The sequence below is a fragment of the Pseudoduganella sp. S-14 genome (genome assembly GCF_049913285.1).
Classification (GTDB): Bacteria; Pseudomonadota; Gammaproteobacteria; order Burkholderiales; family Burkholderiaceae_D; genus Rugamonas.
The window spans coordinates 4,230,797-4,249,660 of record NZ_CP183991.1; the positions used below are offsets into that span (position 1 = coordinate 4,230,797).

Below are 18,864 nucleotides of genomic sequence, written 5' to 3' on the forward strand. Positions count from 1 at the left end.
AGTGGTTCGAAGCGTGGGATGGCCTGCTGACTGGGTTTCGAATACGCCGGCGCTGATGTAGTTCGCAATTTCGAAGAGTGACGGCGCTGTCCACGGTCGCCGGGGCCGCGATCGTCAATTCATCGCGAACTATGGTGATCTGCTTAAAAAGTGGACAAAAAAATGGCGCGATCCTCTTGGGCGACCGGCTCGCATCAGCCGGCGTCCACGAAAATCGCGCCTCTTTTCTGAGAAAACGGGCTAGCCCGTACGCCCGCCTCCCTTATTGATCATTTGGACAGGACAGCGCGCCTTCCTACACAGCCTTTTTCACATTGCCCGAGTCAGAATTGCCGGTATTTCGAGGTGCCCATCATTTGGACAGGACAAATCGGAAGCAATCTTCTTCATCCTGCTCCAGTTGATTCACTCGCGTCACTTCACCTTGGCCATTCACGTAAATCCATTCATCCCATTGATCAACGGGTATAAAGCAACGAAATTTTTGCTCGATCGCTATTTCAATAATTCTATCCACGACATCTGAATTCGGAACGGTGTACCGATATAGTTGCAATAGTTGAGCAGCGTCACCTAATACGCGAGAATGTACACAAACACAATCCAGCATTGAACCATCTAACTCTTCCGTTAATCCGTTAAATTCGTCAATGCTAAATATTTTGATTCGTTCAATCGAACATTCGAACACTCTACTCAAATGGAGACTGAGCTGATCAGGAGTACATGCTTCGGCCAACAATAGATCAATCATTTATTTATTTCCTTATAAGCTTGAAGGGCAGCGGCTTTTGCCTCGGGGGTAATACCCATGTTTTTCATAATTTCACCTGCTCTTGGTGTGTCACCAAACTTATTCAAGACAGCATACGCTTTGTATCCACCGCGGTCCATTGGGTAAAGCCCAGGACCGGATTTCGGATAAAGAACACCGTCATGCGTACCATAGGTGCGGCCATTTACGATGTATGTATCGCCAACCTGTTGCGCACGATTTGCTCTAATTTCGGCAACGTCCGCTGCCACATCAACAACAGCTCGATCAATGAGCGTATTCTCATCTTTTGCAACGGAAGATTGCGTGACTTTATCAGCATAATGCCGGGCTACAGGAGATTTTAAATCGGCAGGTGATTTATTGGCAGACTTCTTTTCGGCCTTACCCGCGGCTGCAATGTTTTGCTCATCGATATCCGCTGTAACTGGCGACTTATCAGGCGCAACAGTTTTCACCTCATATAGTGGATCATTTGCCGCTATCTCACCTTTGCTGACTTGCTTAGTCTCCCCAGATACAAGCTTCTGCTTGTTAGTTTGCGATACAGCAACTCCTTTTGGCAGCGCAATGCCTTTCTGAATTCCCCTTGCAATTAAAGGTGCACCTTTTCCCACAATCAATGAAGTCAGCAGCATTCGCTCTTTACGAAGCCAAAGCGCGTCCCTAACAAGACTGTCGCAAGTGCTAGAGCTCACCCCTGCGCAATTCTGCTGCCGAAAATTCGCGATTTCCTCCGCCTTTTGAACGTCACTACCAAACAAAGAGGCGTCACCATAGACTGTCCCTAACCTGTTCACATTGTCTTGTCGGCCAAAGAAGATCTTGTATTCGTTGTAGTCCAATTCATTGCTGATTTCACGTGTCGATGCCGCTTGGCTTTCAAGGTCCCGCACGCACTGCACATCACCGGCAAGAGTACAGGACTCGATTTTCGCAATATTCGCGTTTGACTTGGCGATGTACTTGTTACGGATATCTCTATAGTCAGCATCCGGACAGCCTCCCTTTTGTTTGGTGCATTCCTCAAGCTCCTTATTCATCGCAGCCATTTCAGGGCGCTTCAAGAAGTTGTTCTCGACTGCGTTAGTCGCCACCTGACCACCTATTGCGGCATCGCGAACGTTTCCACCGGCCGCACCGGACATCAACGCGCCGATGGCGCTGGACAAGGCTGTGACGTTATTCACTTGCTCGGGCGTGAGCTTGTCACGTTGCAGCGCCCCATTTGCATCAAATGCCTGCGGATACAGCTCTTTCGTCAAGATTTGCGCGGCCAGTTCGCCGCCGCCGCCGGCCAGTGCACCACCAACTGCGCTCGAGTTGTTTGCAACCGCCAAAGCTGCGCCCAGCACTGCATGACTCAAGTCCTGCAGCGTCTGGTTTTCGTTGCCCTCTTTCTTGAAGTAGTCGCCAATTTCAGCGGCAAGGTATGGCGCGGCGGCATTCGCAGCGATCTGTGTGCTGCCCTGTCCCGCTACCGAGCCGACCAGAATGCCAGTGACGACATTCAGTGCGCGGCTCTTGTCGCCACCGACGCCCCACTCTGCCTGGACCTGTTTGGCGGCATCAATTGTTTTCTCTGCTTCCGCCCTCTGTTCAGCCGTGCTGTCCGCTTTGGCCAGGATTTTTTGCGCTTCTGCTTCCGCTTTGCGTGCTTCGTCCACGAACTCACTGGCGGCTTGCTTTGAGGTTGCGATCACCGTGCCGGCGGCGGCCGACATGGCTTGCTGATCCTTCAGGAGCTTCTGCAGGTCAGGCAGCTTATCCAACGCGGTGTTGGCCTTGCTCGCGTCGGTATTGATGCCCAGCTCCTTTACTGAACTGGTCGTCACGCCGCCAATGGTGATCTTGCCGTCGGTGACGGTGGCATAGGTGGTGGAGCTATCGCTGCCTTTCTCCATCATCGGCAAACCAGGGGTGGTATTCCCGCCCTTGCTACTGCCAAAGAGCTGCTTTTGCTCACTCCATGACTTGGTGCTGCCGTCTTCATTTTTCGCACCGAACTCGCTGCCGCCGCTAACGCCACCCGCCATGCTGACGTTGCTGGCCGAATAGGTCATCTTGTTTTCGATGTTGGACGTGGTCAGCTTGTTGGTCGTCATCTCGGAGGCTGCAGCATTGGTGCTGGCGATGGCGCCGCCTTTCAGGTCGATCGTATCGGCCTTGATATGGTAGCCGCCGTCACCGGCGAACAGGCCCGATTGCTGGCCGACGCCAGCGTAGGTGCCCTTGCCACTTTGCTGAGACACGTTGCCGTTGGCGCTCCAGACACCAAAGCCTACCTGCACGCGTACCCCTACGTTGGACTGCTTGCTGTCGAACGCACTGTTGTCCTGCAGGCTTTCCACGGCCAGCTTGCCGCCAACGTCGGTGTTGATCGTGTTGGCGGTTGCCGTTGCACCTTTCAGCGTGGTGTCGCCTTTGCTGTGGATGTTGATCGTGTCAGCTTTGAGCTCGGTGTTGTTGTTGATCGTGCTGTCGTTCTTGTTGTGGCCCTTGCCCATGTTGGCTGCGGCGTAGACGTACACGCCGGTCTGTGCGCCAACCTGGAAGCCTACGCCCGCTTCAACGCCGGAGCTCTTGTTCTTGCCGTCGCTGTGCAGCGTGCTCTGGCTGGCGTCCAGCACGATGTTCTGCGCTGCGTCCAGGCTCAGGGTCTTGCCGGCATTGAGCGTGGCGCCGGTGGCGTGGATGTCGCCGCCGGTGGCTGTCAGGTTGACGTTGCGGCCGCCATTGATGGTGCTGCCCTGCGCGGTGCTGTCGCTGCCGTTGCTGGAGTTGCTGCTGCTGGCGAAGCCGATCCCGGCCTCGCCCTTGACCAGGATGCCGCTGCCGGCGCCACCGGTCATGCTGTTGATCGCGCTGGCGGCCTGGTAGGCGTTGGCGGTTGCCGCCATGCGCTGCATCTCTTTCAGTCGTCCGTCGGATTTGCGCGCTGCTTCCACGTTGTTGGCCAGGTCAATCAACGGTGAGCTGATGCGGGCGAAGGTGCCGATCTTCAGGTCGCTGTTCGATTCCTGGTGGCTGCCGGTGTTTTGCAGCGCCGTGATGTCGATCGACTTGGCGGTGATGTTGACGTCATTGCCGGCCAGGACGTTGCTCGAGGCCTGGGTGTACTTCTGCCCTGCGGTCAGGTTCACGTCGCCGTTCAGGCTGGAGACGTTGGACGCCACCTGGGTCACCTGGTCGCTGTTGCCCTTGTGCTTTTCGTTGTGGTAGCCGGAGAAGCGCTCGGTGTCTGAAATGGCGACCTTGCCGATGGCCTTGTTGTCGCTCTGGTTGGCGTTGTGCAGCGTGTCCTGCGCGCTGGTGATGGTCAGGTCGCGTGCGGCATTGATCGACAGGTTGCCGTCCGAGACCACGTTGGCGCCGGTCAGCGCGATGTCGCCGGTCTGCGTGGCCATGGTGGTGCTGCCGCCCACCGACAGCTTGGTGCCGGTCACGGTGTCGGTGGCGCCGTTGCCTTTGCCGTTGTTGTTGAGCGAACCAATCACCTGCGTTGAGCGGGTGTCGATGCTGAAGCCCGACTTCTTGGTGTCCTGCGACCTGCTTTCCGTGTTGTGGGCCACGTCGAACTTGATGCTGTCCTTGGCCAGGATCAGGGCGTTGCCTTCGGCGCTGATCTGGGCGCCCTGACTGGTGATCGAACCGTCGGTGGCGAGGATGGTCAGGTCCTTGCCGGCAAGGAGGCTGCTGGTGCGCGCTTCGCTGGTGGCGTGGTTTTGCGTGCTGTTGGTCTTCTTCGTGCCGAACTGGGTGTTGACAACCGCCAGCGCAGCCGCGGCGCCTTCCGCCGCACCTTCCGCCTTGGCGAATTCCTTGCCGACGAAACTGCCGGACTTGGAGTTTTCGGTGCTGGTCTTGTAGGCATCCTTGAAGGCAGCCAGCGGGTTGACTGTGAAGCCTACGCCGAAGCCGGAGGATTTGCCTTGGGTATTAGCCTGGCTTTGCATGGTGTTCTGCGCTGCGGCCAGGTCGACGTTCTTGCCGATCAGGGTCAGGTTTTCCTTGGCGGCGATGTCGGAGGCGACCACTTGCAGCGTTTCGCCGGATTTGAGCTTGACGCTGCCGTCCAGGGAGCCGATGCTGGAGGCGTGCTGCGTGACCGACTCCTGCGCGCTTTGCGAGGAAGTGTTCGACTTGCCATAGCCAGTACTGAGATTGCCCGACTTGAAGCTGACGCTGAAGCCGGATTTCTTCTCTTCCCTGGTGCTGGCGGACTTGCTGGCTTCCTCGGCGCTGACGATGCTCAGGCCACCTTTGGCGTCAATGCTGAGGTCTTTGTCGGCCAGCACGGCGCTGGCCTTGATCAGGGTGTCGCCGCCGCTGGTGACGACCACGTTGCCGCCTTTGATGGTGCTGCCGACTGCCAGCGTGCTGGCGTTGTAGTCGGTGGCGGTGCTGCTGCGCTTCTTGGTGAGGCTACGCGATTCGCTGTGCATCGCAATATCGGACAAATGCGTCTCGCTCACGCTGGCAATATTCAAGTCGTTGCTGGCCTTGAGCGTCAGCGTGCCGCCTGCCGCAACGGTGCTGCCCATGACATTCAAGTCGCTGCTTTGACTAATACCTGCGCTAACCAGCAGGTCGCTGGAGGAAGAGATCTTTGCACCGACCACTGCTTGATTCTCGTGGATATCCCTGGACCAGTTCTTCCCTCGCTGCCCTTGTTCATTGGTCTTCACTTCGTCAGTAACGGCGCGAATGTTCACACTGCCGCCTGCCAGCAGCTTGCCTGCATCCATTGAAACCTGGGTACCGGTGAGGTTCAGGTTACCCGTCGCTGCCATCAGCAAGTCTCCGCCGACATTGACGCGGCTAAGCTGATTGTACGTGGCACTGTTGTTGATCGTGGTTCCGTCAATCTTCCCGTATTCGGTACTGCCGGTCTTGACGGTATCGAAGCTGATATTGTTGCCGGCGAAAATGGAAGCACTCGCGCCAGCGTTGATCGTGCCTGCCAGGTCGGTTAAGTTGCGGCCCGCGTCCATTATCAATCCACCGGTCGCACTAATCACGGCCTGGTTTGAGAGCGAAGTGTAGCTGCCGCCGTTCACTTTGGACGACCACTTGCTGTCCACAGTCAGGGTCTCGTTCTTGATGTCACGCCCAGCTTGCAGCGCCACATCGCCGCCTTTGATGGTTCCGCCGCGATTGATAATGTCTTCGCCAGCCAGCAGCAAGGTGCGGCCATTGCCGCCGTCAATCACGCCGCCCTGGTTCATGATGGTTTCGCTGACGTTGATCGTCACGCTGGCGCCGGTAACGAGCGCGCCACTATGTTTGACCGCGTTGGCGTCGACATGTGCCAGATAAACCTTTGGCACCAGCACGGTTTCGATGGAGCCGTCCGGCAGTTGCACGGTTTGGCTTTCCAGCCAGACGATGTCGCTGGTCAGATGGCTGACCTGTTCAGGGCTCAGCGATACGCCCGGACGCAAGCCAAACTGCTGCGCGAAGCTTGCAGCGTTGTTCAGCATTCGCTTGTACAGGCTGTCATCGCCAGGGCCGGCACTTGGGGCGCGGCCGGTCAGTTCGGAGAGCTGCTCACGAACCAGCCGCTGTTCATAGAAACCGTCGCCCAAGCGCTTCTGGGTCGTGGCGTGATCGATGGCCAACTTGTCCAAAAGGTAGTCGCTGCTTGTCCATTGGTCCTGTTTTGCGAATTGCGGTCGCGTCTCGAACAGGTACTCGCCCTTGGGATCGGGGTTGCGCAGGAACAGTCCTCCGGGCGAGATTTTTTTCGCGCCGCTGATATTTTCGCCCTTTACCGCGCCAGCGGACTGGCCAATTGCAGCTCCCGCTGACGTGTTGGTGTCGCCCAGCTTGCTGTGTTGGGCCTGGCTCGACATACGGCCGAGGAATGAGCCCTGGCGTACCGGCGCGGCCGAGTGTATGGAACCTTCAACACTCAACCCAATGCCATCTCCACTGCCGGAAACCGAGCCGCCGGCCAGGAGTCGGTTGGAAGCGCCGCTATTGCCAGCGAGGCCCGCACCAGAGGGATTGCCTCCTGCGCCAGATGAACCTGCATTGCCAGCCAAGTTAGCATGCGCGCCCAATGCACTCCCGAAGACGTGGCCACCAGCTCCGCCGTCATGGCCTCCGCCAGCGCTAGCGTGGGTGCCTGCGCCTGTGGCGCCATTGGCTGCGCTGCCGATCACATTGACCGCATCGCGGATATTGCCGACCGTACCAGCGGTTATGTCAATGTTGCGGAAACTGCGACCGCTGATGCTGACGCCCTGCCGGCCGTCGATGACACCTTTCGTTGAACCGATTTCTTCATTGATGTCCGGGCGACTCCAATCCACAACTTTTCCACCAAAGGTGATATCCCCCAATATATGGCGCCTGTAAGTCGTGAACGTACCACTGAAGCTATGCCTGCGGTACAACGTTGCGCCTGCATTCGTAATGACAGCATTGCCGTCCATAAGCAAGAAGCCGGCAGCCTTGATGTCACCAAAGTTGTTGTTCAGCGCACTGGCCACCGTCAGATGCATGTCACCGCCAGAGAGAATTTTGGCGGCATTCCCCGAATCCGGGGCGCGCTGATCTTCAGCCACCATGTGGTGCGTCTTCCGCGTTTCTTCGGATTGTGTAAAGCTTGTCGATCCGATGTTCATCTGAGTGTCACGCTTAATGGTGTGCACAGGATCGTCATACCCTGGTATTGTCACCATTCGAATACAGTTAGTGCTGCAGCTACCGTATGTGCTCGAGAAGTTGTAATCCGGAGTTCCACCCCAGTCAAGGTTGCCATCCGGAGGTCGCACATACGCGTCGTTCGGAGCCCCTCCCTGGTCTGGGTTGGTTATCGTTCTACCGTCCCAGTAATAGATTACCTTTGTGCCATCGACGGTCGGGATGCGGATACGCGTGGCGTACTTACCGTAGAGGCCACTGGTGGCGTTGAAGAATGCCGAATCATTCGCGTGTGTTCGGATAACCGCACGAGTTACTTCATATCCGTCGGGCGTGATGTACTTGTTCGACTCCAGTACATCGTCCGGATTGACGAAATAGACTTCGAAAGGAAGATAGTTCCCCGCTTCAGCATCATAGTAATCGCGATTGGGGCCTGGCTTGTACCAGTTCGGCATCGACATAACGATCGTTTCGTCTATCGTAGGGACCTGGACAATAGAAATGTTCTGACGCGAGTTGACAAGGGTGTCAGCCTTCATGGCCAGCAGACCGACGGCTTCGATAGTGGAAGAGTCATTGTTCACCAAGGCCGTGCCGCCGCCATTCGTGGCGCCAATGGCCATATCGGCCGCGCTATACAGCGTGCCATCCTGGACGTTGTTCAGCGTTCCATCCACGCCCAGCACCATATTGCCGGTGGAGCCGATCAGTGCATTGGCGCCGGCGTTATTGAGGTTTCCGGTGCGGACGGTCACGTTGCCGCCAACAATGCCGCTCGTATTGCTGATGTTGGCGGCAATCAGGTCCACCGCACTTTCGCCATTGATTTCGCCGGAGTTGGCCAAGTCGCCGGCCGCGCGGATGGCGACGGCGCCGCCCTCGATCACGGCGCCGGCCTGGTTGGTCACCTGATTGCCGCTCAGTGTCAGCGTTCCTGCTGCGCCGAGGGTGCCGTTGTTGGTGATGTTGCCGGTGACTGTCAGGCTCAGGTCGCGATTCGAGTGAACTTGCTGTGTGCCCGCATTTTGGACGTAGTCGCCGTTCATGCTGATCGCGAGGTCTCGGCCGCCGAAGATTTCACCCAGCGAGCCGATCGTACCGGCTGACACGAACAGGTCGCGGTCGGTTGCAATGCGGCCGCCTGAGTTGCTCAGTTGTGGCGTGTTCAGCGTCAGGTCGGCGCCGGAGCCGCCGGCGGTTCCCAGGGTACCGCCGTCGTTATTCACGTATTGAGCGGAGATGTAGGCATTGCCGCCGGAGAGCACCTGGCCGCTATTCACGAAACCGGCGCCGGCCTGGTTGAAGGTGAGCGTGCCGCCGCTATTGACCTTACCCTGATTGTTGAGCTGTTGGGTGATCGCCAGGTCCATGCCCTGGCCCGATGCGATGGTGCCCGAAACGCCGTTCCACAGCGTGGTACCAGACAGCAGCAGATTGCCCATGCCGGCAATCGTGCCGTTGTTCGCGATTGCGCCACGGCTCAGGAGCTGGGTGCTGCCGGTGCCTTTGTTGGCGATGCGGCCGGTGCCGTTGTCGATGGAGTCGCTGTTGATGGTCAACGTGCTGCCCGCACCAACTGCTTCGATCACGCCGCCATTGTTTTGCAGCGCACTGCCCGATGCCAGTTGCAGGTCGGTTCCTGCTTGCACCGTACCGCCAGCATTGTTCGCAACGCCCGCGATGGTCAGTGTGGCTTGGCCGTCGGCCACGAGCTGGCCGCTGTTGGTGAAGGAGCTCGTTGTGATGGCCAGTTCGGCACCGTGGCCGGCAACCGTGGACACCTGGCCGCTATTGGTAAAGCCGGACGCATTGACCAGCGCCCTGCCCTTTGCCGCAACCTGGCCGCTGTTGCTGAAGGTGGCTGCTGCTTCGTCGAAAGTCAACGTGCCGCCGCTGCCGATGGCGCCCTGGTTGTCCAGTTGCTGGTTTACGTGCAGCAGCATGGCCGTGCCGGAGCCGAGCTGGCCGCCGGCCTGGTTGAGCAGTGTGTCGGCGTGCAGCTCCAACGCGCCGTTGCCGGCGATGGTGCCGCTGTTGGCAATGCCGCCAGCACTGGTGATCGTGGTATTGCCGCTGCCTGCATTGACGATACGGCCGCCGGTGGCTACCGATTGCGCGTTGACCGTCAGCTTTGATGCCGCGCCGGCAGCTTCGATCGTGCCGCTGCCGTTATTCAATGCACCGGCCGCATTCAGGGCCAGGTCGCCACCGGCGTGCAAAGTGCCTCCGTTGTTTGCGACGGTGCCGTTGATCGTTGCAAGCAGCATTCCGTCGGCGGAAACTGCGCCGCCGAGGTTCGACAGGCTGTTGGCTCGCAGCGTAACGCCACGGCCAGTGCCGCTGACGGTGTACAGCTGGCCGCCATCATTGGCGATGCTGGAAGCGACGATGCTCATCTCGCCCCCGGAGCCCATGCGACCACTGTTGGCGAACGTTGCGCCAGCCTGGTTGAAGGTCAGCGTGCCGCCACTGCTGATCGTGCCGCCTTGGTTATCCAGTTGCTGGCGGACGAGCAAGTCCAGCGAGGTGGCGGCGGAAACTACGCCGCCAGCCTGGTTCTGCAAGGTCTGCGCATTGAGGACCAGTGCGCCGTTGCCGGCCATCGTGCCGCTGTTGATGATGCTGCTCGCGCTTGTGATGCTGGTACGCGCGTTGCCCGCGTTGACAATTCGGCCTGCCAGGTTGTTGATCGAGCTTGCCTGCACGTCCAACCTGGAGCCGGCTCCCAGTGCTTCCAGCGCGCCGCTGTTGTTCGTCAGCACGCCGCTTGCGTTGACCGTCAGGTTACCCGCCGCCTGTACCTGGCCTTGGGTATTGTCGAAGCCTGCGCCGGATACCGCGCTTGCGTTGCCTGCAGCTGCAATCGCGCCGCTTCGGTTGCTCATGGCGCCAACGCTGTCCAGCGTAATGTTCGCGCCGCCTGCGGTGGCGGTTGCGATCTGGCCGCCGTTGTTATTGATGTTGGCGGCATGGATGTTGATGGCGCCTGCCGCAGCGATTTGGCCGCTGTTGCTGAACTGTGCTGCCGCCTGCTCGAAGGTCAGTGTGCCGCCGCTGCTGATCTTTCCTGCGTTGCTCAGTGACTGGCGCACGCCGAAGTTCAGGTTGCCGCCGGCAGATATGCCGCCGGTGCTCGCGTTGTCCAGCGTGGCTGCAGCAATATTGAGCGCGCCGTTGCCAGCAATTTGACCGCTGCTGGTCACTGCGCCGCCAGCGGTGAGCGTCGTTGCGCCGGCGCCAACGTTGAGGATACGGCCCGTTCCGTTGTCGATGGCGCCAGAGTTGATGTCCAGCGTGCCGGACGATGCGGACGTTTCGATCACGCCGCCCTGGTTGCCCAAGGTTCCGCGCGAAGTGATATTCGCGCTGCCGTGGGCAACGATGGCGCCGCCGGTGTTGCTGACGCTATCTGCGTCCAGGCGCAGGTTGCCGCCGCCATCCTTGACGGTTACCAGTTGGCCGCCATCGTTGGTGAAGGCGCCAGTTGCGAGGCTTGCGTCCGTGCCGCTGACAAGCTTGCCGCTGTTGCGGACCACCTTGCCTGCTGCGTTAAGCGTGAAGGTGGTACGGCTGCTGATGGCGCCCGCATTGTCCATGCCGTTACCGACGGTCAGGTCCAGCTTGCCGCCAGATGCGGCGATGCTGCCGCCCGCGCGGTTGGCCAGGTCGGCAGTTGTCATGGCAAGGTTGCCGTTACCGGCAATCAGGCCGGCATTGTCCAGCGTTGTGTCGACGGTCACCGTCGTAGCGCTGGAGCCCACATTGACGATGCGGCCGGTGCCATTTGCCAGCGAACCGGCGTGCAGGCCCAGGGTGGCGTTGTTGGCCAGGGCCTCCACCACGCCGCCGTTGTTGCTCATTGCGCCTGCGGCATCAATATCCAGGGAGCTGGCGGATTGCAGGGTACCCTGGGCATTATCGAGCTTGCCGGCGCTGTCGATTGTGGCTGCAGCGTCGGACATGATTACGCCGGTGCGATTGCTGATCGAGGCGGCATCAATAGTGATTGCTGCACCGGAGTTTTTGGCAGTGGCGAGCTGGCCACCGTCGTTGACCAGATCTCCCGCATGCATCGTAAGCTGGCCCTGCGACACGATCAGCTTGCTGTTGGTGACTGTCGCGCCATTGGCTTTGACTTGCAGGGCGCCGCCGCTGTTGATGGTGCCGGCGTTCGCCAGGGAGCCCGTCACGGTCGTGGTCATGCCTTGCGCCGACGCGATGGTACCGTTGGCCTTGTTCTCGAGCGTGGCGGCGGAGAGATCCAGTACGCCGTTGCCTGCGATCGTGCCGTTGCTCGTGATGCCGTGTACCGCGTCCACCCTGGTGCTGCCGGTACCGACGTTGACGATGCGGCCGGTGCCGTTGGCCAGGTCGCCGGCCTTCAGATGCAAGCTGCTGGTGGAGGAAACCGTTTCGATATTGCCGCCGTCGTTTTTCACGGTGCCGCCGGCTTCCATTCCCATGTCGGAACGGGCTTGCAGCAGGCCACTGTTGTTGACGATGTCGCCAGCAACGTGCAGGTCCGCTTTATTGTCGGACATGATGGTGCCGCCCTGGTTGCTGATGCCCTGGGCGTTGAGGTTCACGCTGGCGTTGGAGCCTTGGGCCGTGGCGAGCTTTCCGCCGTCGTTGTCCAGGGTGGCGGTCGTGAGGTCCACGGCGCCCCCAGCAACCATGGTGCCGCTATTGCGCAGATTCAGGCCGGCCTGGTTGGCCTGCAGCGTTCCGGCGCTGCTGATGGTGCCGGCGTTATCCAGCGAGGCATGTACAGCGAGCGCCATGTTGCCAGCAGTGCTGACGGTACCTTGCGCCTGGTTGCGCAAGCTGTCTGCGGAAAGCTCCAGATTGCCGTTGCCGGCGATCTGGCCGCTGTTTTCAATATGTCCGTTTGCGGCCAGGCTGGTTGTGCCGGTGCCGACGTTGACGATGCGGCCCGCCGTGTTGTCGATCGAAGCGGCGTTCAAGTGTACGGTGCTGCCAGCGCCGGATGCCTGAACCAGGCCGCCGGTGTTGGTGATCGCGCCGCCGGCGCCCAGCTGCAGGTCGTGCGCGGCCTGGATTTCGCCGGCGCCGTTGTCGATGGCTCCGGCAGAATTGATCGCAGTGTCTGCGCCGGAACTGATGATGCCACTGCGGTTATCCAGCTTGCCAACATTGGACGCGATGCCCGAGCCGCGGGCAGTGATGATCTGGCCGTCGCGGTTATCGAGCTCGCGCGCGTTCAGGGTTGCCGCGCCTTTTGAAGTGATGGAGCCGCTGTTGCGCAGCAATGCGCCCAGCTGGTCGAAATTCAGCTTGCCCTGGGTGCTGATCTGGCCATCCAGGTTGACCAGCTCAGAACGCACTTTCAGGTCCAGGTCCGACATGGCGGTGATGGTGCCGGCGGCGCCATTGGTCAAGCTCTCCGTGCCAAGGGCCAGGCTGCCATTGCTGCCGATCAGGCCATTGTTGACGATGTAACGGCTGGCCGTGAGCGAGGATTGTCCCGTGCCGGTGGATACAATGCTGCCTGCCCGGTTGGCCAGGTAATCGCCGGACGCGGTCAATTCGTCGCGGCTTTCAATGTGGCCGCTATCGTTGTTGATGCCGCCGCCGGCGCGCAGGTCCAGTGCGCCGCCGGAACCGAGATAGCCGCCGACGTTGTTCACGTCACCTGCAATGCGCGCCGAAGCGTTGCCGTCTGCGCGGATGGTACCGGCGTCGTTCAGCAGCGAGCCCGAAGTGATGTCGATGCGGCTGGTGCTGCCTTCGGCGGTGGCAATAGTGCCGGCGCGGTTATCGATCGAGCCGTTCTCGATCTTCAGCGGGCCTTTTGCAAGGATCTCGCCGGAATTCACCAGCGCTGATTGGCTTTGCGACATGGTGAAACTGCCGCCGTTGCTGATGCTGCCCTCATTCTTCAGCAAGGAGGCGACGTTCATGTTGACGTCGCCCGTCGCTGTCATGCGGCCTTGCCGGGTGTTGGTCAGGGTCGCGGCGTCGATGTTCATCGCGCCGTTGCCGCCGATAATGCCGCGATTGCTGATCGTCGCTGCATTCAGCGCCAGCGGGCCGGTGCCTGCATTGACGATGCGGCCGGCGCTGTTGTCGATCGCAGCAGCTTTGACGGCGAGGCTGCTCTGACTGCCCAGCGTTTCGATGGAGCCGTCCTGATTACGCACCGTTCCGCTGGCTTCCAGTGTCAGGCCTTTGCTGGCCTGGAGCTGGCCGGCAGTGTTATCCACGCCGCCTGCCACCTGCAAGCTTGCCTGGCCGCCGCTTGAAATCTGGCCATGCTGGTTGGCGAGCGCCGAGGATTTCAACGATAAGTCGCCGGCAGCGGCGATGGCGCCGGAAGTGTTGGTCAGCCCGCCAGTTTCCAGTTGCGCGCTGCCGCCAATGCGCCAGTCGCCCTGGTCGGTTATGGTGGAACCGCTGCTCAGGATAAGGTTGCCGCCGACATTCAACTTGCTGCCAGTGCCGGAGATCTCTCCGGCGCGCAGGGCCAGGTTGCCGGAGGTTTCCAGTTTGCCGCCGGCTTGCCGGAGCTTTCCGCCGACATTGATCGCTGCATCGCTTGCGCCCAGGTGGAGCAAGTTGCCGCTATCGTTATTCAGGTAGCGGGCGACGTCGATGGACAGCTTGTTCGCTTGCAGCAAGCCTTTGCTATTGTCGAATTCGCCGAGCGAGGCATTAAAACCGCCGCCGGCCAACAAGCGGCCGCCTTGGTTGTTCAGGGCGGAGAGTCGCAGCGTCGCGTCCTGTTGCACGCCGACCAGGCCCTGGCTGTTGTCGAGGGCGCCGCCGTCGACTTTCAGGGTGCGCAGGTTGACCTGGCCGCGCTGGTTGGTCAGGGTCGCCGCGTCCAGGTTGATGCCGCCGGTGGCGGTGACCAGGCCGTGCTGGTTGTCCATTGCGGCGAATTTGAGTTCGCCCGCTGGCAATTCGGGAACGGCGGTGCCGCCAGTGCCGGTGCCCGTGCCCGTGCCGCCCGTGCTGCCGGAATCGGTCATACCACCTGTGCCGCCGCCGGTTCCGGCGCCAGTCCCGCTGTCAGCACTGCCGCCGCTGGTCGTGCCGCCCGTTGCGCTGGACGCTGCTTGTCCCAACACGCCGTCGGAGTTATTAGCGCTGCCCGCAGTCACGTTCAGCGCGGACGAACCGCCTTGCACAATCTTGCCGTCCGCATTCAACAGGGTGCCGTTGGCGCTTCCCAGTTCCACCCGGCGCGCCTCGATGCTGCCGCCGCGGTTATCGAAGTCGCCAGTCACCGCCGCAATCAATTGCCCGCCGGCGTTGATGCTGCCGCCGTTGGTCACGGATGCCGAGTTGAGCGCCAGGTCTTCGCCCGCCTGGATCTTGCCCTTGTTCTCGATCGCGTCACGCATCGTCACCTGCATGCCTTTCGATGCCGCCAGCGTGCCGGTATTCTCAAGACGCCCCTCGGACGTGACGACCAGTTGTCCCGCCGCCGCGCCGATCTCGCCCGCGTTACGCACACCAACGCCTGCTTCGGTACCGACCAGGAAAATCTGGTTGGCGTACATGCCGCCCAGGCGCGAAGCGTCGATCGCGAACTGCGGCGCAGCATCGGCCGCTTTGCCGACCTCCGTCACAGTTGGCGATTCCCCCTCCGCCACCTTGTTCACGCCGGTGACCACATTCAGGCGTTGCGCCCACAGGGATGCATTCAGCACCAGGGAACGGCTGATCAGCGCTGTATAGTCGGTCTTGCTCGCATCCAGGCCCGCGCCGTCGATGGCGATCTGGCCGCGCCGCACGTCATAGCCGGTCAGGCGGCCGTCCATCATCAGGGGAGAACCCGTGGTGAGGGTCGCGCGGCTGACGTTGATAAAGCCGCCGCCGTCCACCGAAATGCCGGACGGGTTGGCGATCACCACTTCCGCCTTCTGGCCCGCTACCTCGATATAGCCGCGCAGCGCGCTGGGGTTGCTGGAATTGACCTCGTTCAGGATCACCCGCGCGGAGCCCGCTTTCAGCCATGGGTTGGCTTCGACCCAGCCGCCCAATTCGGTCTGCACGTTGACACGCGAGTTGTTCAGGATGGCCCCGCCCTTGGCCACGTCAAACTGCGAATAGACGTTGCGCGACACGCCGGCCGCACTCGGCTCCCGTATGTTCACCTGCGGCACGCCGTTGGCCGCCTTCAGCACGATGGCCTGGTTCTGGCTTGGCGCCTTGGGATCGGCGATGATCTGTGCCTGCACGTGGCTGGCCCAGAGGAATCCGCCAAAGGCTGCGCCGAACAACAGGGTCAGCCGGCGCAGCGCTGGATGCCCGAACGCGGCCGGAACCGAACTATCGAGCGCGCCGGTCTGGCCGGCGCCCTTGACGCAACTGCGGGCGCACTCGCCCACAGCCATCAGCATGCCACGTGCTTTGTTGAAAACGATACGGTAGCGAAGTTTGTTCATATGCTCAGAACTCGTAATTCAGGTTGAAGCCAGAGGCGACGCTGGCGGTGCGGAAGGCGTCCGGCTTGCTGACCGGTTTGCCCGCAAAGAAGTCGGCGCTCAGACCGCCGAACTGGCCGCGCCAGCCTAGGGCGGCGCCGGTCAGGTGAGTGCCGCGCAGCAGCGGCGCGAACGGGCCGGATACAACGCCGTGGTCCAGTGCGAAATAAAGCTGGTGACGGGTGGAGGGGATGCTCCAGCTCAGGTCATTGCGCAATAGCCAGCCGCGTTCAGCGGACAGGCTGGCCTCGCCGTCGAAACCGCGTACAGTGTAGCGGCCGCCGATGGAAAAGCGGTCTTGGGGAATCAGCTTGGTGCGGTTCCACTGGCGGCGCCAGGCGGCCTGGTAGGACAGCGATTTGGTCAGGGGCCAGTTCAGCGTCACGTCGGCATTGAAGATGCGCGGCCGCGCAGTGCCTTCGTCGAAGGCTTCTTCCTGCGCCGGCAGGCTGCCGTAGGAACTCGTGCCCAGCTTCCAGCTCAGGTTGCTGTCCAGCGTGGCGGCGCCGATGAATTCCTTGTGCGCGATGCCCGCGACGAAACCTGCCATGCGGCGCCGCTGCACCTCGACTTCCATGTCGTCGATGTAATTGCGGCTGCCGCGCTGGTAGGTTTTCAGCGACAACGTGGTCTTGCGCGTGGCGTCGCGATACACCAGTCGCGAGAGCTTCAATTCGGCGGTATTGCTGGTGCCGCGATAGAGGTAGTCATGGAAGGCGCCGGCCACGGTCTGGCGATAGCGGTAATCATTCAGTTGCAGCGAGAGCAGCCAGTAATCGAAGGGGACCGAGTAATGCAGGGCATAACCGCTGGTGCCATAGTCGCCTTCCGGACTGTCGCCATGCAGGTTGCGATTGAGGGTCAGGTAGAACAGGTCCTGCAGGCCGAAGGGGTTGTCGACCGAGAGCGTGATGCCGCCTTGGTAGGTGCCGGTCGAACGGCTGCCGCTATCGTCCACCGATGCGCTGAAGCGATAGGCGCGGCCGCCCTTCCACTTCACCTGCAGGTCGCTCTCGCCGGGCTGCTCGCCGGGCACGATCTCGATATCCGCTTGCGCACCCGGCACGCGCTTCAGGTTTTCCAGGCCCTGCTCGATATCGCGCAGGTTCAGTAATTCGCCAGGCGCCATCGGCAGTGCGTTGTCAAACGATGGCTTCTGCTCCGGATAGCGCAGCGCGCGGATGCGGCCTGGGACCAGTTTCAGGTGCAGCTCGCCGCCCAGCAAATCCTGCGGCGCGGCCAGCACCCGGGCTGTGACAAAACCCTGCGCCACCAGCGCGTTCTGCACTTCGCCCACCAGGACGTTGATGCCGGCGCTGCCCAGGCAGCGGCCCAGGGCCCCGTCGGCGGCTTTCAGCGCCCACTGGAACTGCTCGGCCATCTCGCCTTCCAGGAACACTTGGCGGATCGGAAAGCATGGCGACTCGTTTTCCGGCCAAGCGGCTTGCGTCGGCGTCACTTCGCGCTGCAGGCGCACGTCGGGCTTGGCCTCGTCCTGGCGTGCGCGCTCGCGCTCACGCTGTTCCTGCCGCTGCAGTTCCTGGTTTGCCAATGCAGGATCGACCTGCGCGAACGCAGGCAAAGCTGCGCCAAGGCCGAACGCAAATTGCACGGCCAAACTTATTCTCTTGTACAACATCTATTGATCTTATGGAATTTTTTCAGCCGGCAGTATACCTGCCAATTCCACAGAACTAGATGCTTTACTTATATAAATTTATTATTTGGTGAAGGTTTAATCGCAATATGATGGACATGAGTGACAATTGGAGAGAATTAATCCAGTTAAAATCTCTCCAAAGGCGCAAAGATAATCACACTTCCATCAAAATCAATGACTTGTGGTTATTGAGGCGCAAGGTTGGGATAGTCGGTGTAGCCAGCCGCGCTGCCGCCAAAGAAGGTATTGCGGTCGGCAAGGTTGATCGGTGCGTTGCTCTTCAGGCGCGCAACGAAGTCCGGATTGGCGAGCACCATCTGGCCGTATGCCTCCACGTCCGCCAAGCCGGATTCGATGTCGGCGCCAATCTGCTCGCGCGGCCGGCCGGGGCGGTTCAGTACGAGGGGGCCTTTCCACAGTTTGCGGATGTCCGCCAGCAGCGCTTCATCGCCCTGGTGCATGATGTGCAGGTAGGCCAGGCCAAGCTTGTCCAGTTCAGCCACCAGGTGGCGATAAAGCGCGGGGCCCTCCGTGCCTTCGTCGATGCCCCACAGCGTAGTGCCGGGCGACAGGCGGATGGCAGTGCGGTCGGCGCCGATCTCGCCGGCAATGGCCTTCGCCACTTCAATCGCAAAGCGCGCACGGTTGGCGATGGAGCCGCCGTATTCGTCATCGCGCACGTTCGCACTCGGTGCGAAAAACTGCTGCACCAGGTAGGCGTTGGCGCCGTGGATCTCGACGCCGTCCGCGCCGGCTTCGATTGCCCGGCGCGCTGCCATGCGAAAGTCGTCAACCGTCTGGCGCACTTCTGCGGTGCTGAGCGCACGCGGCACCGGGATGTCCTGCATGCCTGCCGGCGTGAACATCGGCGTGTTCGGCGCAATGGCGGACGGCGCCACGCCCTGCCGGCGGTGCGGCGTATTGTCCGGATGGGACATGCGGCCCGCATGCATCAACTGAATGAACAGGCGACTGCCTTTTGCATGCACCGCATCCGCGACTTTCTTCCAGCCCGCCACGTGGGCATCGGTATGGATGCCCGGCGTCGCCATATAACCCTGGCCGTCTTCCGAAGGCTGGGTGCCTTCGGTCACGATCAGGCCGACGTCGGCGCGCTGCGCATAATATTCGGCCGCCAGTTCGCCTGGTGTGCCGTCGTACTGCGCACGGCTGCGCGTCATCGGTCCCATGGCGAGGCGATTTGCCAGCGTATAGCGACCCACTTTGACGGTTTCAAACATTTTGCTCACGACAGTGTTCCTTGAGTGATTGGAGATGCGCCATCATCCAACACCTTCGAAATGAGATAAATATGGTAAATT

At 60.7% G+C, this 18,864-nt stretch carries 4 protein-coding genes; all 4 read right to left on the reverse strand.

Annotated elements, in window-relative coordinates; all coding sequences use genetic code 11:
* Nucleotides 1-352: 352 nt before the first annotated feature.
* A complete protein-coding gene (locus tag ACN9MZ_RS19280) occupies nt 353-754 on the reverse strand; it encodes a hypothetical protein (RefSeq protein ID WP_426318428.1) in 402 nt (133 codons plus the stop codon).
* Complete coding sequence (locus tag ACN9MZ_RS19285) at nt 751-15,843, reverse strand: hemagglutinin repeat-containing protein (RefSeq protein WP_426338566.1); 15,093 nt, start codon at nt 15,841-15,843, stop codon at nt 751-753. Before ACN9MZ_RS19285 ends, ACN9MZ_RS19280 begins: the two co-directional genes overlap by 4 nt.
* A gap of 4 nt (nt 15,844-15,847) precedes the next feature.
* On the reverse strand, nt 15,848-17,494 hold the full coding sequence (locus ACN9MZ_RS19290) for a ShlB/FhaC/HecB family hemolysin secretion/activation protein (protein ID WP_426338567.1): 1,647 nt from the start codon (nt 17,492-17,494) through the stop codon (nt 15,848-15,850).
* Between the two features lie 233 nt (nt 17,495-17,727).
* Nucleotides 17,728-18,783 carry an alkene reductase gene (locus ACN9MZ_RS19295; protein WP_426342934.1) on the reverse strand — a complete coding sequence of 352 codons (1,056 nt, stop codon included), beginning with the start codon at nt 18,781-18,783 and terminating at the stop codon, nt 17,728-17,730.
* Between the last annotated feature and the right edge of the window lie 81 nt (nt 18,784-18,864).

What these genes read in the sequence shown, in the direction of transcription:
- ACN9MZ_RS19295 (WP_426342934.1), bottom strand. Translation starts at nt 18,783, where the DNA reads ATGTTTGAAACCGTCAAAGTGGGTCGCTATACGCTGGCAAATCGCCTC.
- ACN9MZ_RS19280 (WP_426318428.1), bottom strand. Translation starts at nt 754, where the DNA reads ATGATTGATCTATTGTTGGCCGAAGCATGTACTCCTGATCAGCTCAGT.
- ACN9MZ_RS19285 (WP_426338566.1), bottom strand. Translation starts at nt 15,843, where the DNA reads ATGAACAAACTTCGCTACCGTATCGTTTTCAACAAAGCACGTGGCATG.